Source organism: Streptomyces roseifaciens (assembly GCF_001445655.1).
GTDB lineage: Bacteria > Actinomycetota > Actinomycetes > Streptomycetales > Streptomycetaceae > Streptomyces > Streptomyces aureoversilis.
On the sequence record NZ_LNBE01000001.1, the window covers coordinates 312,990 to 338,614 of the forward strand.

Here is a 25,625-nt window from a genome sequence, read left to right on the forward strand (position 1 = left end):
ACCGTCCGTGCTCAGGTCCGGACCCCTGCACCGGTGAGCTCGCTCTGGGGCCCGTTCTCGCGCCGCGGCAGCAGTAGCGGGGTGGCGAGCAGGAGGACTCCGGCGGCTGCGATCGCGATGCGCGGGCCGGTGAGGGCGGCGAGCAGACCCCACGCGGCGGTCAGGGCCGCGATGGACAGGCTGCTGCTGATCGACCACGCGGACAGGGTGCGGACGACCCGGTCGGGGTCGGTGTGATCGAGCCGGCAGGTGGCCAGTACGGGGTTGAACAGGCTGCAGCAGGTCACCAGGCCGAGTTGGACGGCGACGACGAGCACGATCCCGGGGACGCCGGGCTGGACGAACGCCAAGCCGACGGGCCAGTACGCGCGCAGCGTTCCGGCGGTGAGGAGCACCTTGCGCTGTCCGAACCGCGCCACGAGCCGGTGCGCGAGGCGTGAGCCGACGAGGCCACCGATGCAAGGGGCCGCGAATACGAGACCGTACTGCCAGGGTGCGAACCCGAGATCGCCCAGCAGGAGTACGGCGAGCAGCGGCTCGGAGGCCATGATCAGGCCGTTGACGACGATCGCGTTGAGGAACAGCGGGCGCAGCGCGGGGTGGCCGAGGATGTGGCGCCATCCTTCGACCAGATCGCGTGCCCGCAGCCGCGGTGCTTCGGTCCGCGCGGGGCGCGGTTCCGTCCCGCCGATGGCGCGTATGCCCAGCGCCGAGAGCAGGTAGCTGACCGCATCGGCCACCACGGTCGTCACCGGGCCGAGCACCCCGATCGCGGCCCCGCCGAGCGGTGGTCCGATCGTGGTCGCGGTCCACGTCGTGGACTCGAACCGGCTGTTCGCGACGAGCAGGTCCTCCGGCGGCACGAGCGCCTTGAGGTACGCGCCGCTGGCAGCGTTGAAAGCGATGTTGGCCGCGGCGACGACGACGGAGACGACGAGCAACTGGGCGAAGCCGAGCCATCCCAGCGCGAACGCGGCCGGGACGCTCATCAGCGCCGCGAACCGGATCAGGTCCATCGCCACCATGACCGGCCGCTTGCGGCGGAACTCCACCCACGGGCCGAGCGGCAGCGCCACCACGGCCCCCACCGCCCGCCCCGCGGCGGCCAGCGCCGCCACCTGGGCCGGCCCGGAGTCCAGCACGAGCACCGCGATCAAGGGAAACGCGCCGAACCCGAGCGAGGTGCCGTACGCGCTCACCGCATACGCGGCCCACAACCGCCCGAACCGCCGCCCCAGTGCCCGCCTGCCCGCCATACCTCATGCACCTCTCGCCGACCTGACCTGCCGCCGAATTCTCGATCACCCAGCAGGCCGTCTCCAAACGCATCGCCACACTGGAGAAGAGCCTCGGTGTGCGGCTGTTCACCCGTACTGCGCGCGGAGCGGGACTCACCATCGACGGGCAGGCGTTCCTGCCCCACGCCCGCGAGCTCCTACGGGTCGAGGAGCGGGCAGTCGCCTCCGTCCGTCCCGGCCGCCGCGCGCTGCGCGTCGACGTGATCGGCCGACGGCTCGCCCCGGCTGCCGTGCTGGGTGACTTCCATCGCGCACACCCCGAGGTCGACCTCGATGTCGTGACCCTCTTCGACGCCGACGCGGCCGTCGACGCCATCCGGTCCGGCACGATCGACGCGTCCTTCCGCGCCGTCACCGCGCCCGGCCGGCAGCTTTCCTGCGACATCAAGGTCGCCCGGGCCTTCGACGAGCCCGTCCAGATCACCGACTCCCGGTCGCTGGCGACCTTCGTCGGCGAACAGACACGCCTGGTCCGGCCCGCCGACCACGACCTGCGGCGCATCGCCGTACGCGACCCGGCACCGGTCTACCCGCACCCGCTGCTGTGGCACCGCGACAACCCGCACCCGGCCCTCGCCGCACTCCGCGACCACCTCGGCTCCGGGCGCTTCGCCCCCTCCGACGCCGAGACCTGGACACCGGCCTGGGCGCAGCGGCCGGTACCACCGCGTTGCCCAGTGCCGACAACATCGTGAGCCGAGAGGACCTTCGGTCTCCGGCGACTCGGCTCGACGGGCGGTGCGGCCCGGGGCCGTCCCGGGATCAGGCCTCGGACCCGGTGGGGGTTCCGCGGCGGCGTGGCCGGCCCCGGTTCCGGCTGCGGCGGGTTCGCATCCGGCTGGTCCGCAGCCGGGCGGCGCTCTCCGGATCCTGCGATGCGAGCTCGGCGAGCGCCGGGTGCAGGCCCACCTGGGCCGGCCGCTCGGCGAGCGGGTCGCTCGGGCCGGCCGTGTCGCGCTGCGGGTCATAGTGGCCGAGCCAGGCGATCTGCGCGATCAGCGCGAGTGCGGTGGCAGCGGCTGCGGCCCACTGTTCCGGCCCACGAGGGGCGCTGTCCAGCAGCGCGGCACAGATGATCGAGATCTCCACGATCAGGAGCAGCACCCCGAAGGCGCCCAGGCAGCCGAGCTCGCGTCTGGGGGCCGACGGCGGGGACGGTAGCCCGGCGCGGTAGGCGGTGTGGAAGTCCTGCCGGGCGGTACGGAAGGCGATGTCGCGGAGCGCGATGTTGTCGATGGCGGTGGGTGCGGTACGGCGGCGCAGTGCGGCGAGCAGGGCGTCCGGCAAGGGGTGCCCGGCGGTACGTGCGGGGTCGGTGCCCTCTGCGGTGAGGCTCAGGTTGCCCCGGTGATTGACGGTGGCCAGTCCGGCGAGCAGCAGCCGGGCGGCGGCGGCCTGAGTGTCGTCCTCGGGCCACCAGCGGTCGGCGGCCACGTAGTAGGGGTCGACCGCGAGCGCGGCGCACCGCTCGGATGCCACCCGGTACCGCCGGGCGTCCTGGCGGCGGCGCAGCCCGAGCAGCCCGTACAGCAGGGCGGTCGCGGGCAGCACGACGCAGGCGAGGGTGATGGGGGCCACGGGCAGAGCGTAGGGCGCGGGCCGGGAGGCGGCACAGCCGATTTCGGGGGGAGAGGGTAGTGGCGCCGCTCGTGCACGGTGTGTGAGTGCCGCTCGGGCACACCCCTTCCGCGGGTGTAATCGGCCGGTCGCGGTGAGTCGGCGACGGGGGCCCGGAGCGTGAGGGCACGCACGTGGGCCCGATCACATACGATGCCGGGTCGTAGTACCAGAGGTGCAAAATTGGGCATTCCGGCCACTTTGGGTGGGTGTTTTACGGCGTTACGTCGTAGGTCACACCCTTTGTCAGGCGGGTTTCGCGCCGCTAACAATGGCTGAGTCGCAGGGCGCCGTCGTTCGAGACGCGGCGCCTTTCCCGTGCCGAAGAGGCCCGGTGCGACGTCCCCGATTGGAAGAGGTTCAGCTCAGTCATGCGCTCCACCATCTCCGGCTATACCGCTCTGCCCAAGGCTCACAAGATCTCCGCCGCCGGTCTCGTCACCGTCGCCGGTGCCGCCGCTCTGACGTTCGCGCTGGTGCCGCAGGCTTCCGCCGCCGACGTCCCCAGCGTCGCTGTGAAGCCCGTGGCGCAGAGTGCCCAGGAGTTCGGTGTGACGCACGACGCCGAGCTGGCCAAGGCCGCCGACGCCGCCGCCGTCAAGGCCGGTGCCGAGGCCAAGGCCGCCACGCAGACCGCCGCCAAGGCGAAGGCCGACACCGAGCGCGCCAACCGTTCCACCGAGCGCAAGGCCCTCGAGCCCGCTCCGGCCGCCAAGCCCGCCGCCCCCGCCAAGAAGGCCTACGCGGACAACCTGGACGGCTGGATCAAGGAGTCCCTGGACGTCCTGCAGGCCAAGGGCATCCCGGCTTCGTACGACGGCATCAAGCGCAACATCATGCGTGAGTCGACCGGTAACCCGCGTGCGATCAACGACTGGGACATCAATGCCGTGAATGGCGTCCCGTCGAAGGGTCTGCTGCAGATGATCGACCCGACGTTCAAGGCGTACCACGTCGAGGGCACGTCCTGGGACATCTACGACCCGGTCGCCAACATCACCGCGGCGTGCAACTACGCCGCCGACAAGTACGGCTCCATGGACAACGTCAACTCCGCATACTGATCCGGCCACGGACAGCGTGCAGTGCGCATGCCGCACGACAGATAGCGCATCACGCATCACGCATCACGCATCACGTATCGCGTATCGCGTATCGCGTATGAAGGGCGCAGCACCCGGAAGGGGCTGCGCCCTTTCGCACGTCCCGGTGCGACCCTGAGCGCACAGGGGGAGCGGCCTCCTTCGCGCCGACCCGTCGGGCAGTGGTGCCTCGCCCCGCTCACGGGTCGCTCCGCACCTCCGCCCGGGAGCGGCGCGTCAGCAGTTCAGAGCACTGTGCAGCCGGTCGTGACCGGGGTGCGCGCCGACCAGCGGCCCGAGACGACGTCGAGTGCCTGGGCGTAGCTGTTCGGCTGCCGGCCCCGACGGGTGCAGTCGTTGAGGCCGGTCCGGAGGCCGAAGGCGCCGCCTGCGTGGCCCTGCTGGGCCCGGGCCGTGACGGTGCCGGACCACAGGAGGCGGTTGTCGGACGTGCGCCGGATGTACACCCGTACCTGGCCGTAGTTGTAGTGATCGCCATTGATCTTGATGGCCGGGTTTCCGGCGGGTGCGGTGCAGACGCTCCCGTCACACTTCGGGTCCGCGGACCAACTGGTCTTCCACAGCCGCGCGGACACCCTGCGGGAGTCGGCGAGCTGATTGTCCCGCCGGGCCTGCGTGCGCGTCGCCGGATCGACGCACACCACGTCGCCCGCGTACGCCTCGCGCCACACGTAGCCCTCGCGGCAGGCGTTCGGCCCGTACCCTCCGTGGCCCGGGTCGCGGCGGCCGGCAGCCCGGCTGTTGTCCTGGCGTGCCCGGGTGCGCGTCTCCGGCGTGACGCAGACGTAGTCGCTGGGCCGGGCCTCCCGCCACACGAAGCCCTGGAGGCACGTGTCGGGCCCGAAGTCCTCGGCGGACGCTGCCGGAGCGGTCACCACCACTGAGTCGGCGGTGCGACGCTGCCCGTGCGGGAACTCGGCCTGCTCCGCCGAGCCGAACCGGGCGGCCACGCCAGTCCTTGGAAGGTGCATGTCGGCCGTCTCGGCGCGCCAGCTGGCGGGCGTGTCACGCGGGCCGATGGCCGCGCTCCCGCTGACCCGCGCGAGCCCGGAAACCCACTCGACCCGGTCGTCCATGACGTTCCACAGGCCGGCCAGGATGCCGCCGGGTGCGAGGACCCTGGCGATCTCGGGTCCCGCGACGGCCATGTCGAACCAATGCATGGCATTGCCGGCCAGCACGGCATCGACGGACGCGTCCGGCAGCGGTATCGCCTCGGCACTACCCGAGAGGGCACGGACAGCCGGAAGCGAGCGGCGCAGCTCGGTCAGCATCGTAGGGTCGGGCTCGACTGCGACGACTTCGGCACCCAGCGCGACCAGCGTGGCGGTCAGCTTGCCGGTTCCGGCGCCGAGGTCGAGCACGCGCGGGCCGGGCGCGGGCTCGAGCGCCCAGCGCACCGCGGCCTGCGCGTAGTCCGGACGATGCTCGGCGTATGCGACCGCCGCTGCGCCGAACGACCAGGCGTGAAGTAGCCGTTCATCCTGGTCCACGCGGTGACCGTATTGGTGCTGCTGGCGGTCGGCAACCCCGCCTCACTACTTCGGCAACGGCCACCCTGGTTGCTTCGTCGCAAGCGGAGCTTGCTGGTCGGCCGGGACGGGGATCACGGCGCGGCCCCTTCGTCGTCCCGGCGTTGCCGGCCGGACCCGGCCGGCCGGTCGACGAACTGACGGGCACACCAAGAAGTCGGGCGAGCTTCTTGATCTCAAGTGCGGTTGAGTTTCTAGGGTCGTCGGTGACGAAAGGAACTCAGCTGTGACGACATTGGTTACGGGTGCCACCGGGAACACGGGCCGGCACGTGGTGGCGGAGCTGGTCCGTCGAGGAGAGCGCGTTCGGGCGCTGACGCGGAATCCGGCTGCGGCGGCGGGAAGATTCCCGGCCGAGGTTGAGCTGGTGGCCGGCACGCACACGGCACCGGAGAGGCTGGACGCCGCCTTCGATGGCGTCAGCCGTCTGCATATCACGGTGACGGCGGGGCTCGCCGAGGTCGGGCCCGAGTTGGTGCGGCGGGCGGTCGGCGCGGGAGTGCGGCGCATTACCGTGGTGTGGGGTGGTGGCGAGGGGCCGGTCGAGCAGGCTGTGGCGGAGTCGGGTGTGGAATGGACACGCCTGGAACCGCAAGAGTTCATGTCCAACACGTTGAACTGGATCGAATCGGTCCGGGCCGAGGGGATCGTGCGCGAGCCGTACGACTTTCCCAGCGCGCTCGTCCACGAGGCCGACATCGCGGCAGTAGCGGCGGTCGCGCTGCTCGACGATGGCCATGCGGGGCGTGCCTACAACCTCACCGGGCCCGAATCGTTGACCCCACGTGAACGAATCGCCATCCTGTCCCGGGCAATCCGCCGCGACATCGATTTCGTCCCGATCACGCACGAACAGGCCCTCGACCGGCTGATGGCCACCGGCGTGCCCCGGGCGGACGCCGAATATGTCATCGGCTGGTACTCCGCTCCCAGCGAGGCCTCCACGACAGTCGTCGACACCGTCAAGCAGGTGACCGGCCGCCCGGCGCGCACGTTCGCACAGTGGGCGGCCGAGCACGCAGAACGCTTCCAGACACCCCGCGTTATGGCCGACTAGACCGGAGGCTTCGTGCCTGCCGGGTCGCGCGGGCAGGGTGAGATGAGAGGAGCGGGCGGCCGCAACCCCGCCCGCTACCACTCGGAGTTCACCCATTACCTGCAACGGCCAGGCGCCAACATCATCTGCCGGACGCTCCAAGGAGACGATCACGGTCTCGCCGCCTTCAGAACACGGGGGAGGTGGGCGTGGAGGTGTCCAACCAACATCCGGAGCAGGCCCGGGCCCTGGCCATCGCGACGGAGGTACTACGCGGCGCACAATGCCCATACCTTCGCGAGGCCAGCGACCTGGCCGACGTCCGGTAACCGCCTCCGGCCTGGCTGCGTGCGCGTTGCCAACCCCATGTGAATCGCCGGGCCGTTGCCGCCGGTCGGCGCGGAGAACGCCCGGCTAGGCTGTGTGTCGAAAGTGGATCTTGTGCTGTGGATGATCACGGTTCATGGGTCGGGGAGATCTCACGGACGAGCAGTGGGCGGTGCTGGAGCCGTTGTTGCCGAAGGGCTCGAAGGCGGGTCGGCCACCTGTCTGGCCTCGGCGGCGGTTGATCGATGGCATACGGTTTCGGGTCCGTACAGGGGTTCCGTGGCGGGACGTGCCCGTCGAGTACGGGCCGTGGGGCCGGGTCTACGACTTGTTCCGCCGGTGGCAGCGGAACGGCACCTGGCATCAGGTCTTCACCCGGCTGCAGTCCTTGGCCGACGCGAAGGGGAGGATCATGTGGGACCTGAGCGTCGACTCCACGGTCTGTCGTGCTCATCAGCATGCGGCTGGGGCCCGCAGGCAGGGTGACCTGCAGAAGGAACCGCCAGGCGGTGTGTTCACCGAACCCGAGGATCACGGACTGGGTCGCTCACGCGGCGGGTTCACCACCAAGTTGCACCTGGCCGTCGAGCAGGGTCAGAAACCCATGTCGATCGTGATCACGGCCGGGCAGCGCGGCGACTCGCCGCAGTTCGAACCCGTGTTGGACAAGGTTCGCGTGCCCCGCATCGGTCCGGGACGGCCACGCGTCCACCCCAACCGCGTGCGGGCCGACAAGGCGTACGCCTCCCGCAGGAACCGCGGCTACCTGCGCCGCCGCGGGATTCGCTGCACCATCCCGGGCAAGGCCGACCAGGCCCGCAACCGCCGAAGGCTCGGTTCCCGCGGCGGCCGGCCGCCGCGCTTCGACCCGGCCGACTACCGCGAGCGCCACGCGGTCGAGTGTGGGATCAACCGCCTCAAGAGGAACCGCGCTGTCGCCACGCGGTACGACAAGCTCGCTGTCCGCTACGAGGCGACAGTCCTGGTCGCGGCGATCAACGAGTGGCTGTAATCCTTCACTGAAAAGGCATCGGGGTCCACGGCAACGCCTCCCGCCATCATCTCAGACAGCAGGTCGTGCAGAACCTCCTCGGTCGGATCGTCCACGGTACGACCGCCCGCTTCAACTACACGCAGCACTGGCTTCAGCATGCACGCGACTGTACCGACCCATAGGACTCAACTGCCCAGCCGTCCACAACCTCCCGAGGCAGAACACCTAGGGCTCGGCGAGGCCCTGCGCGCCGCCCATCCTCCCAGAAGAGGAAGCTGCGATCTTTGCCCAGGCGGACGAGCTCAACGCCCACATCGCTCGGTTCCTCGAACACTACGGGTAGGCTCGTAGGTATGGGAATTGACTGGGAGAACATGCTCGGCGCAAGCGGTAACGGCCTCGACGATGCCTACGACAGCGCGGTCTCCGCGGTCATCTACAGCGATGACCCGGTGGAGGACCGTCGGCCACTCCCAGTCGGCGAAGAGCACGACGACACAGACGGCTTGCGCTGAACTGAGCACACGCACGAAACGCCCCGGCACGCCGCGGCGTTTCGCCGTCTCAGAGATCGTGTCAGGTCAGGGGTCAGTCAAGAGGCGGCCGAGCTCAACTCTGCGGCTCGATCGCCGCCTTCACCGAACTCGTCATCCCCGGCAACGGCACAGGTGACGGCCAGCACTACGGCACGGGGGTGCTGCCCGAGCACCGAGGTCACGGCCTCGGCCGATGGATGAAGGCCGAGTCGATCCGACAGGCCCACAGGGACTATCCGGACCTCGGTGGCCCCCTGACGTACACCGCCGACAGCAACGCGTACATGCGACGGGTCAACGACGGCCTCGGCTACACACCCACGCACACGACACACCAGTATCAGCTCGACCTTTAGCAGAGAGCGGACGGGCCGGACCGGGCATCACCCCGCCCGGCCTGTCCGTGCTTTCGATACACGCCCTAGGACGCTGCGGGCGTCGCTGGCGTCCGTGTGGCGGGGGAGGAGTGCCGACTCGACACGGCGGAGGTCAGCGACTTCCCGTCCCGGCACCTGTCCGCGGAGCCGCCAGAGAATCAGCACACCACCGAGGCCAAGAGACTCACCGGCATAGGCCCGGACGTCGTCACGCAGGTGGACGGCGTCCACGTCCCAGACGCTGATGTTCAACAGCCGCTGGAAGCCGTCCGGGGTGCGGTGGCCTACCCACTCCGTCAACTGCCAGCTGTTCCTACGAGCCGCCTGCCCCAGCAGGCCACGGGCATGGTCCCGCATTCGCCACCGCAGGTCCGCCCGACCGAACCGGCCTGCCATCCGCGCGAAGACCGACTCCAACTCCCCAGCCCAGCAGCCGACTTCCGCCATCCTCTCCATGTCAGGGAAACGACAATCACCAGCTCAGGAAACGAATCGCTGCTGGAGTACTAGAGGCTGTCCGGTGGGTCGTAAACCCCATCGAGAACGGGTTACCGGCTCGCCCTCCGCGCCGTCCTGAGCGTCACGCTCGTCAGCTCGGCGAGGGTCCGGTACACCCGGTCACGGTGCCGTGGAAGGTGTAGGCCCTCTTATCGAATCGGTGGCTACGGCGCGGGAGCCCTTGAGAGCGTTGATCGTGCGTTCGACTTCGTTGCGGCGCTTGCAGATCGTCTTGTCGAAGCCCGTGGGTCGGCCGCCCGCGCTGCCGCGGCGCTGCCGGTTGGCTCACTGGTCCTTGCGCTCGGGAGTGGTGTGCTTGATCTGCCGACGCCGCAGCATGCTCCAGTGGATCCGGCCCTTCCGCATCGGCATCGGCCTGGACGGCACGCAGATCCTCTCCCACGTGCCGTCCGCCGACCACCTGCGATGCCGGTCGTGCACGGTCTTCCACTTCCCGAACCGTGCCGGCAGATCACGCCACGGGACACCGGTCCGCTGCCGGAAGAGAATGCCGTTGATCACCCTGCGATGGCTCTTCCAACGCCCGCCTCGACCCGCGTTCTTCGGCAAGTGCGGCTCCAGCCGAGCCCACTCCTGATCCGACAGATCGCCCCGGCCCTTACCGGCCGGAACGATCTGCTTGCTGGTCTGGTCACGCGACCCGTCGGACAGTGCCTAGCGCACCCGGCACTACCACCGACGCAGCGTGATCCGGTACAGCGTGGAGGCTTGCCGCATGAAGGCGATCTCGGGGACCTCCACCCCGGCGGCGGCCCGAACCCCTACGACACCCTCATATCCGAAGAGGCCCTGCTCGCCTACCTCTACCGCGACCACCCCGTCGCCCACGCCTGCGCGTGGGTGGGACTGCGTCCTACCGACGCACGCGCCATCACCGGACAATCGGACACCTGGGTGGAATTGCCGGAGCGTAAATACTGGGAGAGCTGATCTCTCACCCGTTTGCCCACACGGCCTACCGGCCGTCCGCAGCTGGTGGGGCACAAGGAAGCGCACAACCCTCCGGTGCTGGCTCAGGAGGGGCGGTCGCAGGAGGTACCCGTGACAGATGAGACAGGCCCGAAGTTCGTCATGATCTCGACGTTCCGCAGAAGGACTGCGGACGGATTCATGCTCGCGGCTTTCGTCGTCGACGAGAGGGAGTGCGCATCTCCTGCGGAAATGAAGTCGATCAGGAACGAAGCCCTCACCGAGATCCAGCGTCGACGCATCGCCGGAGAGTTCGAGACCCGCAGGGCGAAGGTCGGCGAGCTGCCGTCGACCCTGCCTCGGTGGGCGGAATACAAGAGGCAGCTGGAAGCTGCGGATCAAGAGTCGTCTTGACACCCATCGGGCGTTCGGCGCGTGGCGCGACTGGGACACCACCCGCCGACAGTTGGCGGTGCTCGCTCCGGAGGCTTCGGCGCAGCGCCTCGGGGGAGGCCGTCGCGTTCGCCGAAGAGGCCCACGGGGATCAGAAGAGGCCCGCCGGTGAGTCGTACGTGGAGCACCTCTTGAAGGTGGTGGAGATCCCCGTCCCGGGCGCGGGTGTCTGCGACGAGGACCTGCTGGTCGCGGTCATACAACGTGCAGCGGCTCGACACGCACCCGCGACCCGAGAAGGCCGCCGCGCCGCCGGGCGCTGTCCGTCTGGACCGCGCCGACCGCCGCGTCGCTGGGCCCGAAGCGGAGAGCTCCCGGCTCAGCGCCCGATTTCCTTCCAGCCGAGAGCCCTCCGTAGAAGGTCTCCAGCCCCGATCGAGGCTTCCGAGGATGGCGTCGAGAGCGGGGCCGCATCCCGTTCGTCGATGGCGTCGATGGGCGGGAACGCGAATCAGACCTCGCCGACGAGTTCGCCCCGACCGCCGAGCTGGTCCTCGACTGACGGCGCCGGGCTGATGCGGTGACAGGCAGGCAGACAGACAGACAGGGGAGGGAGGCCGCCGGGTTACCTGCGGGCTGCGGTGTCGGAGGGCAGTTCGGCGAAGCGGGCGCGGTACTCGCTCGCGAAGCGGCCAAGGTGCGAGACGCCCCACCGGTAGGCGATCGTGCCGACGGGGTCGCCGGAGGCGAGGATGTCCTCACGAATCCGGTCGAGCCGCAGGTTGCGGACGTAGGACATGGGCGAAAGGCCGAGCCGACCGCGGAATGCGGAGCTGAGGGTCCGCGGGCTGCAGCCTGCGGCATCGGCGATGCCGCCGAGGCTGATGTGCTCGGCGAGGTTTGCTTCGATGAACGCGAGGGCTGCGCGCAAGGAGCGCGGGTAGCCGGGTTGTGGACCGTCGTCGTGCAGCTCGCCGGTGTGCGAGTGAGGCTGGGCCAGGAGCAGGGCGGTGACGAGGCAACGCAGCTGGCTGCGCTGCAGCTCCGCGTGCTGGAAAAGGGGGTCTCCCGAGTCCAGCTGTTCGAGTAGGGAACGGACCAGCAGCCGCACCGCCCGGCCCTTGGAGGTGGCCAGGTCGAGGGCGAAATCGAAGCGTACGGTGGACACCGGCGGATGCCCGGTCAGCGCGGCGAATTCCTGGTCGACCAGGGCGGCGTCGATCCGCAGGCCCAGGAACCGCGTCCTGCGGCCGCGCAGAGGCCGCAGTTCCTGAGTGTCTCCGGGATTGGCGACATCGGCGGGGCCATGAACAGCCCCGGGTCGACGTCGTTGTGGGACTTGGCGGCGATGAACTCGTCCATCTCCTCGGCCGTGCCCCACTGATCCGCGTTGGCGGGATCGCGCAGGTCGAAGATGTGCGGGTGCCAGGTGTCCTCGTCCAGGATCTCCAGCTCAGTGGTGTACTCGACGGTGTTGCCGGCCCGGTCGAGGAAGTAGCTGAAGGAGTTGTCACCGGCCCGGTGCCGCCCCGGTCCCCACAGCCGCTCGATGCCCAGGCGCCGCATCCGGCCCGTGCCGCGCATGAACTCGTCGATTCCGCGCATCTCGAAGGAGGCGTGGTGGAAGGCCGCGTGCGGCCCGCGCACGATGCCGAAGCTGTGGTGAACGGCGTTGCACCGCAGGAACCACATGATCTCGCCGCGGTCGCCCAGACACATCGTGTCCGAGAGACGGAACCCCAGGTGCTTGATGTACCAGGCAACCGTGGCCTCGGGGGTGGGAGAGTTCATCAGCACATGGGAGAGGCGCACGGGGACCGGCTCGCGAGCCTCCACCTTGCGGTGCCGGCGTGCGGAGACGTCGGCGGAGACCTCGACCACGCGGCCCTCGTTGTCGAAGAAGCGAACCGCGTAGCCGCCCCCGGGAGTGTCCAGCGATTTCGGCTCGTGGACCAGCTGCACGCCCTGAGCCGTCAGTTGCGTGGCCAGGATGTCGACATCGCCGGCGCAGACGGCACCGAAGGCGATGAGGTCGGTGCGCTTGTGAGCGTCCTTGCGTAACCGCACCACGTACTGCTCCGGGGAGCCTTCGGCCGCCAGAAACGAGACACCGGTGTCACCGGCGGTCTCCGTCAGCCCCCACAGCTCGGTGTAGAACCGGCGCTGCTCGGCGAAGTTGGGCATGGCGACATCGATGTGCCGCAGGTGGGTGATCAGACTGCTGTTGCTCATGGTGCACTCCCTCAAGCTGCGCTGGTCAGCTCAGTCGTTCGGTCAGCCAGACGAGAACGGTGGGCAGCACGGGCCCCTCGCCCATGTGACCGCCGGGGAACTCCGGGCCGTCTTGGGGCCCCGTGCTCGAGGGCCAGGCAGAGGTCGGCCGAGGTGTTCTGCTGGTCGTCCTTGCCGTTGACCAGAAGCAGCGGGCAGCAGCACGGCATGTCCAGGACGCCCTGGTCGAGCAGGGACAGCTCAGGGCAGCGGTCGACGTAGTCCTCGAGGGCTCTGCCGCCGAAGATGCGGGCCCCGGCCGGCATCAGGTCCATCAGGTCCATCAGGTCATCAGGTAGGACGAGGCGTCGCGGCTGCGCTCCTGCCATTCGGGCGGGAAGGTCAGGTGGATGCCCCCTCCCCAGTTGACGGCGGCGGCCAATTGCTCGCGGTGGGTGTGGGCGAGTTTCATCGCCCAGTAGCCGCCGAACGAGAGCCCCAGTGCCGCCACCCGGTCCGCATCCAGGTCCTTCTGCTCGCGCAGCCAGGCGAAGACGGGACCGACTGCCGTTCGGCGTCAAGGCCCGCGTGCACCGGCGACTGCCCCACCCCGGGCATGTCGATGTGCAGGGTCGCGAAACCGCGTTCGCGCAGCAGCCGGCCGCGCGCGTAGGTCTCCTCCTTCCACACATCGATCCCGCCCCACATCATGACCACTGGCGGGCGCACTGCTCCCGCGGGCGGGCGTGCCACGAAGAATTTGCAGCACCTCTCCCTCTCCGGCACGCCCGTCGAAGGGCGCCGCCACGTGATGGGGTTCATGTCCGGGAAGTTGCAGTGGGCATCTGTCCCTCCTTGTCCGTCGCGTGAACGGCAGGTCGGGCAGCCCTTGGGCCGCCCTTCGCGCCGGATGGTTACGCGGGCTGGGCCATGAGCCGGTGGCAGGATTCGACCAGCGCATACGCCTCGTGGTGGCGCTGCACTCGCTCCAGGCCGGCGATCGCCATCGAGGTCTCCACGAGCGTTCGGCACCGCTGCGTGCGCCGGTTGACGAATGCTTGGAGTCCTGCGCCGACAGACTCGTGCCGCTCGAGTTCCCGGGCCAGCACGAGCCCGTCCTCGACGGCCAGGGCAGCGCCACTGGCCATCTGCGGTGCGGGCGCATGCGCGGCGTCACCGATGACCACGCCGTTGCCCTGGTTCCAGGCGCCCTCCAGGAGCGCCGTCAGCACCGGGCGGCGCACCACCGATTCCGACCCGGATACCAGGGAACGGATCTCCTCCACCCGGCCCGGGAAGGTCTCCAGCAGTTGCTGCAGGCGCGGGGCGAGTTCGGCATCGGGCAGGACGCTCTGCTCCACCCCGTTCTCCGTCAGGAACACGTACGCCTGCCTGCCCGAGACCGGCACGAGCCCGGCCGCGTCGGCCTTCCCGGCGAAGTGATGGATCCCGGTGGCCCACAGCGGGCGGGGCACCAGAGCCCGCCAGACCATCTGTCCGTGAAAGTCGAGCGAGGTCTCAAGCCCCAGCAGGCCCCGCGCCGACGAGCGGATCCCGTCCGCGCCCACCAGCAGCGCGACCCTCCGGACCGTCCCGTCCGACAACCGCACGCGGACCAGCTCCCCCTCCTGATCCACCGCGGCGACGGTCACTCCGTGGCGTACCGCCACGCCGCACCGCTCGGCTGCCGCGTGCAGGATGCGGTGCAGTACGGGGCGCGCGATACCGACCATCGCGGGCCGCCGCGCACCGATCAGGCGCGGCAACGGGACCTCGCCCGCGGGCTTGCCGTTCATGTCCACGTGCGTGATCGTGCTCATGCCGTAGCCCTCGGCGATACATGCGTCCGAAAGCCCCAGCTCGTCCAGCGCGCGCAGCGAAGGACCGGTCAGGCACAACCCCCATCCGGAAGGCGCCTCCGGCGGGCCGACCTCGACGATCTCAACCTGCCATCCGCCGCGTGCCAGGGCAGTGGCCGCTGTCAGACCAGCCACGCCCGCACCCACGATCACGGCCGTCCGCGCACCGCGATAGCTGTCCATGTACGCCTCCAGAGCGCCGATTTCTTCGAAACCGTAGGGCGCGTCGGCGCTCCGCCTTATCCGAATCGGGCGGCGGATATCCGCTGTCGGCAAGCGGTCATCCGAGAGGAGCACCGGAGCCGAACCTGCACCACCTCGTCGCCGGGCAGTCCCGCCCGTGCCGACTCCAGGAGCGCGGCGCGCACCGGTACTCGTGCTGACTTCGACCTGCCCAGACGGAGTTCGTGCGGCACCTTCTACTACGGGCTGTACGCCAATGCCAGGATCGGCGATTGGGGGAGGTCGCCGCGGGGAGCTCTGCTGTCACCGGTCTACGCCGAGAAGCGACTTCCCTCAAGGTTGTGTATCGTCAATTAGGTATTTTTAGCCAGACGTGGTCGGGTGCGCAGACGGAATGGCGTCAAGAGCGAGACCGAGACCGAGACCGAGACCAATACGCCCGAATGTCCGTCCCGCTGCATTTCGCTTCAGCGTTCACGCCCGATTCCCCAGCGCTATCGAACAAATACTGCTCGATCAGTGACAAACTCCGGTGCTGTCTTCGGAAAGGGGAGAACGATGCGTTCGATGCGATCCCTCACGCTATTGGCAAGCCCCCTCGCTGCCGCCGCGGCCTTGGCGCTCTCGCCGGCCGTGACACCGCAGGCCGTGGCAGCGCCCGCCCAGGCCACGGTGGCGGCCGTACCGGCCGTACCACAGGTCACGTGGGAATACGCGACCGTGCCGCTTCTGGTGCACGCGACCAAGCAGATTCTGGACACCTGGGGCGCGGACGGCTGGGAGCTCGTTCAGGTCGTCGTGAACCCGAACAACCCGGAGCAGCTTGTGGCCTATTTCAAGCGGGCGCTGCCGGCGTGAAGGGCGCGCGGTGCGGCGTGGCGTACCGCCACGCCGCACCGCGCAGCCTCACGCGAGGCCTGGTGCAGCGAGGCGGCCGACCCCTGGAGGCGCCGACGTGCACGGCCATCCGGTCATGAGAAGGCCCAGGCGAGGGTCACGTCGAGCCGTTGCTCGACCATGGTTATGTCGCTCATCACGGCTCTCCTGCCGCCCTGTGCGACGCCGCCCCACAGCAGGCCGACGGCGGTGTGCGTGCCGGACTGCAGGACGACCGAACCCGAGTCGCCGCCCCGGGCGAAGATCCCGTCCGGGCAGTCCGCCGGGTTGAAGAAGATCTCGAATTGGTTGGCCATCGCGTAAAGGTGTCCGTCCGGCGGACTGCCGCTCTTCCACGAGATGGCCAGCGCCATACCGATGATCTGGCCGCCGGTGGGGCCGGTCTGCGAGCCGCGTTTACGAACGAACATCTTTACCGCCGGCGCTTGCGTTTGAGTGACCGCGCCGAAACCGTCGGCGATCTCGTTGGAAAAGGTCCGGCCTTTCTGCGCGGCTTCGTCCAGAGCGATGATGGCGGTGTCGACCTGCCGGCCCAGCCAGAGCACCCCTCCGGCCGGGGTCGGGATCGTCTGTGTCACCGGGGAGTCGAAGGCGATCACCTGGCCGAGGCTGTCGGTCAGGTCCGGGGTGGAGCCGATGGGCATTGGCGGCGCGGTGGGCTGGAAGACCCGAGCTCCGGTGTCGCCGGAGACGTGATGGCAGGTCAGGCCGGCCAGGGTGTTGTCGTTGTTGCGCAGGACGACCGCGCCGAGCGTGCCGGCCGCCATGGGGGCCTGCTCGATCTGCGCCCCGCCTACGAGCAGGTCGTGTCGGCTGGTATCCGGCGTGAACAGCGGTTCAATGGGGAACTCGACGACGCACACCGGCATGCCGGTGATCTGCGTGGGCAGCTCGGGTATATCCGTGGCGTCGTCGACGTAGACCCGCACGGCCAGCTCGTCGAAGAACTCCTCGTTCTCCTCCCGCATGCCCAGCCCCACACCGTTGACGCTTTGCAGGGCGGTCAGCTCGAGTGCCGGAGCCTCCAGCGCGGTGATCAGTTCTTCCGGGATCTCCATGGTGAGCCTCCTCGGACGACGGGATGGGACCTCGTCGAGGTACATGGTGCGTTCGGTCGGTTCATGAGCGGCATCGACCGCTTCTTCGCGATCTGGTCGTCGGGGTGGCACGGATAAAGAGGGAAAGCCGGTTCAGTCAGCCCGAAGGCGATGAGCCGAATGGTCGGTGGTCGCCGTGACGCCGATCATGGGCAGCCGCCTTCAGCGGAACCAGCGGCTGCGTTTCAACCCCAGTGCACCAGTGCACCAGTGCACCAGTGCACCACCCGACCGGACGGCGAAGACGTCCAGCCAGGCCCGGCGCGTATGCTGCAGCAGCGACCGGGCCCGATGATGCCGGCGCCGCGCGGCTCTCCGAATGCCGGCGCCCTCGCTCGGCCGTCCCACCGGAACGGCAGTCCCTCGGCGGCATCGATGCCCGCCTTCCACTGAACCAAGCGTCCAGTCTCAGGGTGTCCACATCAGGATCCCAGCTCCAGCAGCTGTTGTCATTCCGAACTTGAACGCCGTGCTTTCGCAGGTCAGACGAAGGAACGGCGTCAGCGTCGGAGAGGTGGCTCGTCGTGTCGTCGCTTCTGTGGAGGTTAGCTCCAGCAGTCCGACGCCGACGGCATTTCACGGGGCTCTGACCTACAGGAAGTGGATGCCCCATGCCGAACAGCACCGATGCGACGACTCTGCTGGCGATGCTCGACCCGCTTCTTCACATAGCGCCGGACCCCAATAGCGGCTGGCTGGCTGGGGCTGGCCCGGGTGCGGGTCGAGGAGCGAGCGGGGGCGTACGGCAGAATCCTGCTGTGACGTGCATGGGGGTCCTGACCGAGCTGGAAGCCGGCATGGCAGAGTTGTCGACGCCGATGCGGGTGTACGTGGCAACCGGACGGTTCACTGAGCCGGACCCCGACCTGCCGGAGCTGGCGGCCCGGATCCGCACGCTGCTGGCCGAGGTCGTGGCGGATGAGGCCTGGCAGCGCTTCCTGCCCGGATACGCCCCGCCGTCCACCCCTGAGGTCTGCGCCGCACTGGAACCGGTGGAAACGCACGCGGCCGCCGCGTTCCTGGCCCAGGTCGCGGCCGTCGACCTGGTCTGGCCGAGCCACCGGCACCTGCCGCCGGAGGCTGCCGAGCGCGCGGCGGACCGGGTGGTGTCCCTGCTCGGACCGGAGGCCAGCTGGTGGACCAACCACGACGCAGGGTGCGGCGCCGTGAACGGGCTTACCCCACTGTTCGACAGCCTGCTCGCAGGAACGGACGGTGAGCACTTCGCGCTGGCCCTGCAGATCGCCGACGACTGAGCGCACCGCCCCGTAGTAGTGAACAGTCCGACCTTCAGGACCGGTTGAACGCCTACTTGACCAGACGGGGCCAACTAGGGCGCTCAGTCACAGCCATGAGCAAATTGAGTTGAAGGGCAAGGAAGCGGCCGTCTCCCCCCCACCCCCCCCGCGGGGTTTGAGCGTTCACAGCGCAGTTCGCTGCCCCCGAGAATCCCTTTTCGGGCAAGTGGATTGTGGCACCGGCATGGTGGCCGGGCGCGCGGGCCGGGGATGGGCCGGAGCAAGTGGATGAAGGGGGTGAAGGGGGTGAAGGGGATGTTGGGAGGGGCCGAAATCAACTGCCCTTCGCGTGCTGTTAACGCAGGGTACCGAGGCCATACTTGACTGTAGCTGATCGATGGCGATTGACTTCTGCTCGCTTACGTTCAGCAGCTCTGCCCCCCTGGCACCATCCGACGCGCGAGTACCCATACCCCTGTGACCTCGGAGACCCTGTGACCTCTGAAGTGGCGCCCGAACTGCTCGCCCCGCTCGACCTCGCCTTCTGGAACATCGAGTCCGCCGGCCACCCCCTCCACATGGGCGGGCTCTTCGTCTTCGACGCCGATACCCCGGACGCCGCCCAGCGTGCCGCCGCCCTGCTCGCCGCCCGCGCCGCCCGCATACCAGGACTGAACACCCGCATCAGGCCCGTCTGGCTCCCCGTCGGCGCCGCCGCCCGCCATGTCGCCCCCGACTACGATCCGTCGGACCACGTACACCTCGCCGCGCCCGTGCGGGACTTCTACGTGGCCGCTGGGGCCTTGATGCAGCAGCCCCTGGAGAGGGGGCGGCCGCCGTGGGCCGCGCATGTACTGCCCGGCGCGGATGGCACGTCCTTCGCCGTCCTGTTCATGTTCCACCACGCCCACGCGGACGGCATGCGCGCGGCGTCGTACGTCCTGTCGCTCCTGGACCCCGCCGCCGTCGATGGGGCACCCGCCGCGGCCGATGTGCCACGTACGCAGAAGAACGGCTTCGGCCTGCGCCTACCCGATCCGCGCAAGCTGCCCGGCCTCGTGCGCGGCGCCGTCACCGACGCCGGCCGCGCCCTGTCCATCGGCTCCGCCATGGCCCGCGCCGCCTGGAGCGTGCACTCCTCGCCCGCCCTCGCCTCCCGCGCCACCGGCGCTCGCCGCGCCGACGGTGCGATCGTCGACCTGCGCGACGTGAACCGTGTCCGCGAGGCCGCGGGCGGCACCGTCAACGACGTCCTCCTCGCCGTGGTCGCGGGCGGCCTGCGGCGCTGGCTCGACAAGCGAGGCGACGGCAGCGACGGTGTGTGCCCCCGCGCCCTCGTGCCCGTGTCGCTCCGCGATCCGAGCAACCCGGGCGCCTCGGGCAACAGGCTCTCCGGCTATCTGACCCGGCTACCCGTCGGCGAGGCCGAACCCCTCACCCGCCTGCGCGCGGTGCGCGAGGTCATGGAGCGTAACAAGCAGGCCGGGCCTGCCACTGGCCCGGGCGCCGCTGCGCTGCTGGCCGACGTCATCCCGCCCCTCGGCCACCGCTTCGGTGGCGGCCTCATCGCCCGCTCGGGACGCCTCTTCTACGACCTGCTCATCTCGAGCGTCCCGCTGCGTGGTGCCCATGGCCTCACACTCGCGGACAGCCCCGTCCGCGAGGCCTATCCGCTCGCCCCGCTCGCTCCCGGGCAGTCCCTTGCCGTGGGCATCACCACGTACGAAGACCGCGTCTGCTACGGCCTGCTCGCCGACGCTGTCGCCGTACCCGACCTGGACGTCCTCGCCCGGTCGCTCGTGGAGGAGGCCGCCGAACTGGTCGCCGCTTGCGGCAGCTGACCCATTCCTGCTTCAGACGCCCGGCCGCCCCGGCACTCGACCGGGGCGGCCCAGGCCAGAACGGGATACGCCGCCCCTCCCATGATGGGTTCCCTCCACCTCCACCCCCTCCTCCGCCCCCGGAGGAGGGCGCCGAAGACGACACAACGGGAACAGGTGAGTGCACGGGGGGCTTGAGGCCCGGCGATGTTCGTAGACGGTGACACACCGGCCGTTGAGGCCTCGGTGGGGGAGCGGCTGGCCCCACTGTGCCCGGGGTCTCCCGGCTTCCACGGCTTCTACGGCATGCCCGCAGGCCGCGCGGGCGCGGGATGTGGTGGACGACGATCTGCCCCCGCTGCGGCCGCGGCTACGGCTGTCTGGTCGGTTCGAATGGCATCTCCCTGCTCTGTCGCTTCGCCGGAACTTGGCCGGCCTGGAGGGCGGCGTGCGCTTCCCGCACCGACGTCCACACGTGGGCCGAACCTGATCGCCACGTTCCCCACCACCCCTGACCGCCGGATGGACCGGTGCCTCAAACTCACCTACCTCGCCGCCGGCGGTTGGAGCGAGTTCGATGGCATCACCGTCACCATGAACCCCGCCTCGCCCGCCTCCATCGCTGGCTACAAGGGCACCCTCAATGGCTGACTCACTGGATCAGGTCGGTGTGCGGATGATCCGGGGACGCCGGGCAGACGTAGAGCTGCAGATGGTTGCCCCTGGAGACCTGGACCATGGGCGGGTTCGCCACGTCGGCCCAGTCGAGCGCGGCGAGGTGTTGATGCTCGTACGGGGCCCAACTGTGGTTGCTGGCGTCCCATTCGTTCGAGGCGATGGTCAGCAGCGGGACCATGCCGACGCCGCAGGCGGCGCAGAACCGGGCGACAGGATCGGTGAGGCCCCACGGGAGCCAGCCACCGACCTTCCAGCCGGGGGCGACGGACAGCTCGTTCCAATAGAACTCATCCGGGGCAAGAATGTAGGGGTTTTCCACTCCGGCTGCCTGCCACCTGCTCCCGTCTGCGAACTGCTGCTGCAACTCCTTGCTCAAATCCATGGGGTTGGGGTACTCGATGATCTGTTCCGGCGCGAGTACGCACGGTTCCGGCACGTAGCCGTCGTACTCCACCGCAAACGGCCCGGGCGGCGCGGCCCGGATGTCGGTGACCTCGGCGGCGGATCGCCAGAACAGCTCGGTCGGAGGCTTGTACTCCGGCTCGTGCTCGAAGGGACACCACAGCACCTGGAGCAGATCGGCCTGTCCGGGCGGTCGCAGCAGGGGTACGTCGCGCACGTACAGCTGGGCCACGGGCAGCATGGCGTTCGGCCCCTCGTGCCACTCGTCGACCGAACTGTCGTACAAATCGTGCAACTCGCCGCAGTACGGCCACGGCTCGTCAGCGGGCCACAGAAGCGGCCCGCCGACCGAACTGTCGTGCGGTGATGGAGACCCGGGGCGGGGATGCAATCGGATAGCCGGGCGTGCCAGCGGAGTCAGTTGAGGGAAGACCGCGGTGACGTCGACCCGGCCGCGGCGGGGTGGTACGGATGACGTTCACAGCGGCGATGCTGCCAGCAGCCTCTGACAATGGGCGTACCGATCCACGTGCATCCACGTGCAGCTGACACCGGGCAGCTTCCCTGGGTCAGTGGCCGGGCCAGAGGAAGATGCCTGCGATGTGGAGTCCGGCCAGGTAGATGGTCGTGGTCTTCTCGTAGCGGGTGTGCCGTGCCCGTGCCCACCGGCCCCCTAGGACGCAGTCCGCGCGGGCGGTGCATCAGCGACTTTCGACGTTCGGGCTCGGAGGCGAGGTCTTCAGTGACGACTTCCCCATGGTGGCCTTCACCGCTCCTCTTGCCCAAGGGCGAGAGGAAGGATGGTGGCACTACGAGGTCGGCTGCGGCACCGACCCGTACCGTCCTCCACGACGTGCCGGCGCTCTCACACCCGCCCGTCGCAGTTGGGCACCTACCTGGCCCGCGGCGGCTGTGGCCCGAGGCGGTGGCCGATGTCCCAGAGCACCGGTCGCGCCCACAGAAGGTCCACACAGTCCAGGGCGTGGCGGCGCGCGACGGCCAGAACCTGGCGTGCGGCCTCACGCCGACGATCGGGATCTTCCTCGACCGCCACCTCGAGGCGAACCAGCATGTCCCGCTACCCGCACCCGCACCCGCAACGTCAGCTCGCCGGCGCAGCGGCTGCCGGCCAGACTCTCGACGGTCAGGACATGGGCCGGGCGGTGGGGCAAGGACGCGGCGGTTCTCCCAGGAGCGCGGTGGCCTGTTCAACGATGCCGTACGGTCCCGGGAACGCCCTGTCACCCCTTGGCGACCCAGCCCCCAAGTGTGTTCACCTGGGTGGCCGCCGCTCGCCGCAGGGCCTCCGGGGAGCCCAGCAAGCTGTGCGGCAGGTAGCCGGACCGGACGCCCAGCTCCCATCCGTGCACCTGGACGGCAAGGGCAGCCAGGGCAAGGGCGCCGAGCGGCAGCAGGGTCCGGGGGGAGGGGTCGGATCCCGTGCTGTCCCGGTGCTCGGTGAGCCGGGCCACGAGGGCCTGCTCGAAGGCCTGCTGGTCGTCGTCGAGGAGTACGCGCAGGAGGTGCTGGTCGGCTGTCAGCGCGTCGAGGGCGTCCAGTTGCCGGGCGGCCTCGGCGCGCTCGTCAGCGGTCGGCATGCGCAGAACGACGGTGGGCCAGTCGCGGGGCAGGTGCCCGTCGGCCTGGGCCAGGTAGAGGCACAGTGCGTCCATCGCCGCGAGGTCTGCGGGACCCGACGTCGAGGTCAGATCCGAGTACGGCACCCCCTGGTGGATCGCAGGCGCGAAGTCCTCCCTCAGCAGCAGGCCGATCACCCGCTGCCAGTCCCACACCAGACCGCTGACCAGGCATATCTCGAACGTTTCGATCCACGTTCCGGCGGTGGGGGCCTGCTTGACGAAGTCCTTGAAGGCGATGTTCTCGCTGTTGAGTTCCTCGCCGATCAGCGGGAAGACGATCTCCTGGTCGCCATTGGGGAAGCAGCCGAGGCTCAGTGCGCCCAAGGAGCACTCCGCCGCGGTCCGCAGTGCCATGCGCGACGACTCGTCCAGCGCGGGGTCCTTCACGGCGCGGGCGGCGACGTGGTCGAGGAGATCGTCGCGCATTTCGCACAGCGCCTCCGGGGACGGGTCGTCGTAGCTCATCCGGTACCACCGCCCCCGGGCCCGTCCCCTGATGTCGTCAAGCGCCTCGGCTATGCGCTGCTCGCTGACCTGGTGCTGCGTTACTTCGTGCACGGCTGTCCCCTCGTGATCTTCCTGGCCGGACGTGGCACGCTACCAAGGGGGTCGGACATCGCCAGGCATCCGTCCACGAGATCCGGGCGGCACGGGGGTGCCGGTAGTGATCAGGTGATCCCGTAGCCGGGAGAAGGCTGTGTCCCGGGCCCGGCCCGGCCGCAGGCTGCGAGGACGGCGAGAGGTGACGCGACGTAGAGTTCGCGGGCGATGCCCGGCCATGTCTCGGTGAACCAGCAGCTGGAGAAGAATGCCGTGCGGCCGTCGCGGTTGCCGCTGTACTCGGCCAGCAGCCCGATCCCGGTGACCCCAGCCGCCTGGGACCGGCGCGCGAACTCGGACATCAGCGCGCGGCCGGCGCCGACCGACGGTACCCCTCGGCCACGGAGATGAAGCCGCCCCACGCGTGCGGTCGGAGAAGACCCATTTCATCCAGAGGATGTGCCGGGTCGCCAGATTGGTGAACAAGGCGAGGGGTGGCTGAGCCGAATCAGGCGTCGTTCGCGTTTCCAACACGAACCCCTGGAACCGGTCGATTCCTGCTGGCGTCATGGCATTTGTTACACAGGGGGGAAGCACGATGGGTGAGGAACCGACGTGGGCAGAGCTCCTTCTGTCGATAGCCCTGATGACGGCCATCCCTACCGTCATCGGAGGGACACTCGTCCTTTCCCTCGTTGGAGTGACGATGTGGGTGACAGCACCGCTGCGGCGACGCAAGCGTTCACGCTCCGCTGACAGCGAGGCAGTTCCGTATCGATGAGCGGGCTGGCCAGAGGAAGATGCCTGCGATATGGAGTCCGCCCAGGCAGATGATCGCGCTGTCCTCGCTGCGGGTGGCGATTGGTGGCGATGCCTCGCCATTGTTTTCAGGTGATAGCGCACCACCCCTGCCGGTCCGCCTCCAGAACAGCGGCCCGTTCCCCCTGGCTCTACGAGCACGCGTTGCGCCTGGCCCAGTGCGAACGCGGCGCCGTCGGCGCCGTCGACGATGCCCTCGCAGTGCTCGCCCTGACCACGAACCTCTACCACGACGCCCGGCGGGACGGCGTACGCCGGGTCGTACGGGCGGGCCCCCTCGACGATAGACCTCATCCGCCACGCCCGCTACACCCAACGGATCGGGCAGCGCCTGCTGCGCGCCGCTGCCGGCCTCGCCCAACTCCACGGCTGGATGAGCTACGACGCCAACGCCCCCGGCGCAGCCCAGCGCTTCCACCTCATCGCCCTGCGCCTGGCCCGGGCCTGCGACGCCCACGACGTGATCGCCAACAACCTCGGCATGCTTGCCTACCAGACCGCCGCCCACGGCAAGCCCACCCAAGCCGTCCGCCTGGCCGCCGCGGCCACCGAAGCGGCCCGGCACTGCGGACTCGCCGTCCGCGCCCGCGCCCATGGCCGCCTGGCCACCGCGCACGCGGCCGCCGGCGACCTCTACGCCCACCGCCAGGCCGCGGACACCTGCCGCTCGCTCCTCGAACACACCCCCCGCCAGCGCAGTCCCGGCCGAGCTCCACTACTGCACCCCCCGCCAGTACGACGCCGAGACCGGCCACGCCCGCATCCTCCTGGCCACCATCCACCCCGCTCACGCGCCCAAGCTCCTCAGCGAGGCCACCGAACTGCTCGCCCCCCTGGTCCAGGACACCTCCACCTATCAGCGCTCCGCCTTCCTCCACGGCATTCACCTGGCCCGCGCCCACATGCTCGCCAAGGACCGCGAAGCCTGCGCCGACGTCCTCAACACCCTCACGCCCCTCGTCGCCGGAGTTCCCTCGCCCCGATGCCGGGCGCTGCTGCGCACGTTGCGCACCTCCCAGGCCCGCCGCCTGCCGCCCCCTACGCGCGCCGCGATCGATAGGGCACTCTCAGCAACATGACCGCCCGCCCCTGCCCCGGGACGCCCACCCTCCGCTCCCACCCCTACACGCATCCCGCCGCGCGTGTCCTGCTCGAGCGCCTGCACGCCGAGCAGATGGAGCTGTACGGGTTCGCTGACCACTACACCGACACCCCGGCAGAGGAATTCGACCCGCCCCACGGCACCTTCGTCATCGCCTACCTGAACGGCCACGCCGTCGCCTGCGGCGGCTGCCGGCGCTACGACGCCCACACCGCAGAGATCAAAAGAATGTACGTCGAGCCCGCCGCACGCGGACACGGGATCGGACGCGCCGTCCTCCACCGTCTGGAGCAGCACGCTCTCACCGCCGGCGCCACCGCCATGCTGCTGGAGACCGGACGCAGCAACCGCAACGCCCTCGCCCTCTACACCGCCGCCGGCTACAGCCCGATACCCCCGTACGCTCCCGGTCGGAACCCCGACGTCAACCGGGCGCTGCGCAAGGAACTAGGCCCCGGAAACACGATCCCTTCCCAACTACGGCCGACGCCATGACGG

Annotated in this window: 24 protein-coding genes and 4 pseudogenes; 13 read left to right on the plus strand and 15 right to left on the minus strand. The window is 69.6% G+C overall.

What is annotated here, in order from left to right:
- Positions 1-11: 11 nt before the first annotated feature.
- A complete protein-coding gene (locus AS857_RS01285; RefSeq protein ID WP_058041210.1) occupies positions 12-1,256 on the minus strand; it encodes an MFS transporter in 1,245 nt (414 codons plus the stop codon).
- Between the two features lie 29 nt (positions 1,257-1,285).
- On the opposite strand from AS857_RS01285, the pseudogene AS857_RS01290 reads away from it, so the two are divergent.
- Positions 1,286-1,993, plus strand: a pseudogene (locus tag AS857_RS01290) (LysR family transcriptional regulator); the annotation flags it as partial.
- Between the two features lie 67 nt (positions 1,994-2,060).
- Here AS857_RS01290 and AS857_RS01295 read toward each other — a convergent pair.
- Positions 2,061-2,876 (minus strand): hypothetical protein, encoded by an 816-nt coding sequence (locus tag AS857_RS01295; protein ID WP_058041212.1) that lies wholly within the window; start codon positions 2,874-2,876, stop codon positions 2,061-2,063.
- Between the two features lie 410 nt (positions 2,877-3,286).
- Between AS857_RS01295 and AS857_RS01300 the strand changes: the two genes are divergently transcribed.
- Positions 3,287-3,979: a transglycosylase SLT domain-containing protein gene (locus AS857_RS01300; RefSeq protein ID WP_058041213.1), complete on the plus strand. Its 693-nt coding sequence runs from the start codon at positions 3,287-3,289 to the stop codon at positions 3,977-3,979.
- 263 nt (positions 3,980-4,242) lie between these two features.
- Here AS857_RS01300 and AS857_RS40835 read toward each other — a convergent pair whose 3' ends face one another.
- Positions 4,243-5,511, minus strand: coding sequence for a class I SAM-dependent methyltransferase (locus AS857_RS40835; protein WP_245699527.1), 1,269 nt, complete (start codon positions 5,509-5,511; stop codon positions 4,243-4,245).
- Positions 5,512-5,776: 265 nt separating this feature from the next.
- Here AS857_RS40835 and AS857_RS01310 point away from each other — a divergent pair, with 265 nt between their 5' ends.
- Both AS857_RS01310 and AS857_RS01315 read left to right on the plus strand, forming a co-directional pair.
- Complete coding sequence (locus tag AS857_RS01310) at positions 5,777-6,607, plus strand: NmrA family NAD(P)-binding protein (RefSeq protein ID WP_058041214.1); 831 nt, start codon at positions 5,777-5,779, stop codon at positions 6,605-6,607.
- A gap of 442 nt (positions 6,608-7,049) precedes the next feature.
- Complete coding sequence (locus tag AS857_RS01315) at positions 7,050-7,925, plus strand: IS5 family transposase (RefSeq protein WP_079109968.1); 876 nt, start codon at positions 7,050-7,052, stop codon at positions 7,923-7,925.
- Here AS857_RS01315 and AS857_RS39370 read toward each other — a convergent pair.
- Positions 7,880-8,065: a hypothetical protein gene (locus tag AS857_RS39370; RefSeq protein ID WP_144440679.1), complete on the minus strand. Its 186-nt coding sequence runs from the start codon at positions 8,063-8,065 to the stop codon at positions 7,880-7,882. The genes AS857_RS01315 and AS857_RS39370 overlap by 46 nt on opposite strands.
- A 195-nt stretch (positions 8,066-8,260) precedes the next feature.
- Here AS857_RS39370 and AS857_RS40270 point away from each other — a divergent pair, with 195 nt between their 5' ends.
- Positions 8,261-8,422, plus strand: a complete 162-nt coding sequence (locus AS857_RS40270; protein WP_173864715.1) for a hypothetical protein — start codon at positions 8,261-8,263, stop codon at positions 8,420-8,422.
- Between the two features lie 104 nt (positions 8,423-8,526).
- Positions 8,527-8,799 (plus strand): annotated as a pseudogene (locus AS857_RS40840) (GNAT family N-acetyltransferase); the annotation flags it as partial.
- 174 nt (positions 8,800-8,973) lie between these two features.
- On the opposite strand, the pseudogene AS857_RS01325 reads toward AS857_RS40840, so the two are convergent.
- Both AS857_RS01325 and AS857_RS38465 read right to left on the minus strand, forming a co-directional pair.
- A pseudogene (locus AS857_RS01325) lies at positions 8,974-9,267 on the minus strand (IS701 family transposase); the annotation flags it as partial.
- 142 nt (positions 9,268-9,409) lie between these two features.
- Positions 9,410-9,954: pseudogene (locus AS857_RS38465) on the minus strand (transposase).
- Positions 9,955-10,047: 93 nt separating this feature from the next.
- Between AS857_RS38465 and AS857_RS39375 the strand changes: the two are divergent.
- Positions 10,048-10,269 (plus strand): hypothetical protein, encoded by a 222-nt coding sequence (locus AS857_RS39375; RefSeq protein WP_144440680.1) that lies wholly within the window; start codon positions 10,048-10,050, stop codon positions 10,267-10,269.
- 111 nt (positions 10,270-10,380) lie between these two features.
- A complete protein-coding gene (locus AS857_RS01335) occupies positions 10,381-10,662 on the plus strand; it encodes a hypothetical protein (protein WP_144440681.1) in 282 nt (93 codons plus the stop codon).
- 604 nt (positions 10,663-11,266) lie between these two features.
- On the opposite strand, the gene AS857_RS01340 is transcribed toward AS857_RS01335, so the two are convergent.
- The 5 genes from AS857_RS01340 to AS857_RS01355 form a co-directional block, all read right to left on the minus strand.
- Positions 11,267-11,908: a helix-turn-helix transcriptional regulator gene (locus AS857_RS01340; RefSeq protein WP_245699547.1), complete on the minus strand. Its 642-nt coding sequence runs from the start codon at positions 11,906-11,908 to the stop codon at positions 11,267-11,269.
- Positions 11,824-12,873 (minus strand): VOC family protein, encoded by a 1,050-nt coding sequence (locus tag AS857_RS01345; RefSeq protein ID WP_245699528.1) that lies wholly within the window; start codon positions 12,871-12,873, stop codon positions 11,824-11,826. Before AS857_RS01345 ends, AS857_RS01340 begins: the two co-directional genes overlap by 85 nt.
- 11 nt (positions 12,874-12,884) lie before the next feature.
- Complete coding sequence (locus AS857_RS01350) at positions 12,885-13,196, minus strand: hypothetical protein (protein WP_058041216.1); 312 nt, start codon at positions 13,194-13,196, stop codon at positions 12,885-12,887.
- On the minus strand, positions 13,196-13,396 hold the full coding sequence (locus tag AS857_RS38470) for a dienelactone hydrolase family protein (RefSeq protein ID WP_107105477.1): 201 nt from the start codon (positions 13,394-13,396) through the stop codon (positions 13,196-13,198). Before AS857_RS38470 ends, AS857_RS01350 begins: the two co-directional genes overlap by 1 nt.
- 370 nt (positions 13,397-13,766) lie before the next feature.
- Entirely contained in the window at positions 13,767-15,008 is a 1,242-nt protein-coding gene (locus tag AS857_RS01355) for an FAD-dependent monooxygenase (protein WP_245699530.1), read from the minus strand.
- Positions 15,009-15,566: 558 nt separating this feature from the next.
- Between AS857_RS01355 and AS857_RS01360 the strand changes: the two genes are divergently transcribed.
- Entirely contained in the window at positions 15,567-15,752 is a 186-nt protein-coding gene (locus AS857_RS01360) for a Sp36 family protein (protein WP_058041327.1), read from the plus strand.
- A 113-nt stretch (positions 15,753-15,865) separates the two neighbouring features.
- On the opposite strand, the gene AS857_RS01365 is transcribed toward AS857_RS01360, so the two are convergent.
- Complete coding sequence (locus AS857_RS01365; protein WP_058041217.1) at positions 15,866-16,849, minus strand: chymotrypsin family serine protease; 984 nt, start codon at positions 16,847-16,849, stop codon at positions 15,866-15,868.
- Positions 16,850-17,655: 806 nt separating this feature from the next.
- Between AS857_RS01365 and AS857_RS01370 the strand changes: the two genes are divergently transcribed.
- Together AS857_RS01370 and AS857_RS01375 are read left to right on the plus strand one after the other, a co-directional pair.
- Positions 17,656-18,144 (plus strand): hypothetical protein, encoded by a 489-nt coding sequence (locus tag AS857_RS01370; RefSeq protein WP_245699548.1) that lies wholly within the window; start codon positions 17,656-17,658, stop codon positions 18,142-18,144.
- Between the two features lie 488 nt (positions 18,145-18,632).
- The gene (locus tag AS857_RS01375) at positions 18,633-19,967 is read left to right on the plus strand and encodes a wax ester/triacylglycerol synthase family O-acyltransferase (protein ID WP_058041218.1); all 1,335 of its coding nucleotides are present in this window, start codon (positions 18,633-18,635) and stop codon (positions 19,965-19,967) included.
- A gap of 631 nt (positions 19,968-20,598) precedes the next feature.
- Here AS857_RS01375 and AS857_RS01380 read toward each other — a convergent pair.
- From AS857_RS01380 to AS857_RS01390, 3 genes are all read right to left on the minus strand, one after another.
- Complete coding sequence (locus tag AS857_RS01380) at positions 20,599-21,321, minus strand: hypothetical protein (protein ID WP_338058234.1); 723 nt, start codon at positions 21,319-21,321, stop codon at positions 20,599-20,601.
- A gap of 946 nt (positions 21,322-22,267) precedes the next feature.
- Positions 22,268-23,224 carry an immunity 49 family protein gene (locus tag AS857_RS01385; RefSeq protein WP_058041219.1) on the minus strand — a complete coding sequence of 319 codons (957 nt, stop codon included), beginning with the start codon at positions 23,222-23,224 and terminating at the stop codon, positions 22,268-22,270.
- A gap of 110 nt (positions 23,225-23,334) precedes the next feature.
- Positions 23,335-23,568 (minus strand): hypothetical protein, encoded by a 234-nt coding sequence (locus tag AS857_RS01390; RefSeq protein ID WP_058041220.1) that lies wholly within the window; start codon positions 23,566-23,568, stop codon positions 23,335-23,337.
- A gap of 1,050 nt (positions 23,569-24,618) precedes the next feature.
- Here AS857_RS01390 and AS857_RS01395 point away from each other — a divergent pair.
- Both AS857_RS01395 and AS857_RS01400 read left to right on the plus strand, forming a co-directional pair.
- Positions 24,619-25,104, plus strand: coding sequence for a hypothetical protein (locus AS857_RS01395; RefSeq protein WP_058041221.1), 486 nt, complete (start codon positions 24,619-24,621; stop codon positions 25,102-25,104).
- Entirely contained in the window at positions 25,101-25,622 is a 522-nt protein-coding gene (locus AS857_RS01400) for a GNAT family N-acetyltransferase (protein ID WP_058041222.1), read from the plus strand. The genes AS857_RS01395 and AS857_RS01400 overlap by 4 nt, the downstream gene beginning before the upstream one ends.
- Positions 25,623-25,625 lie beyond the last annotated feature (3 nt).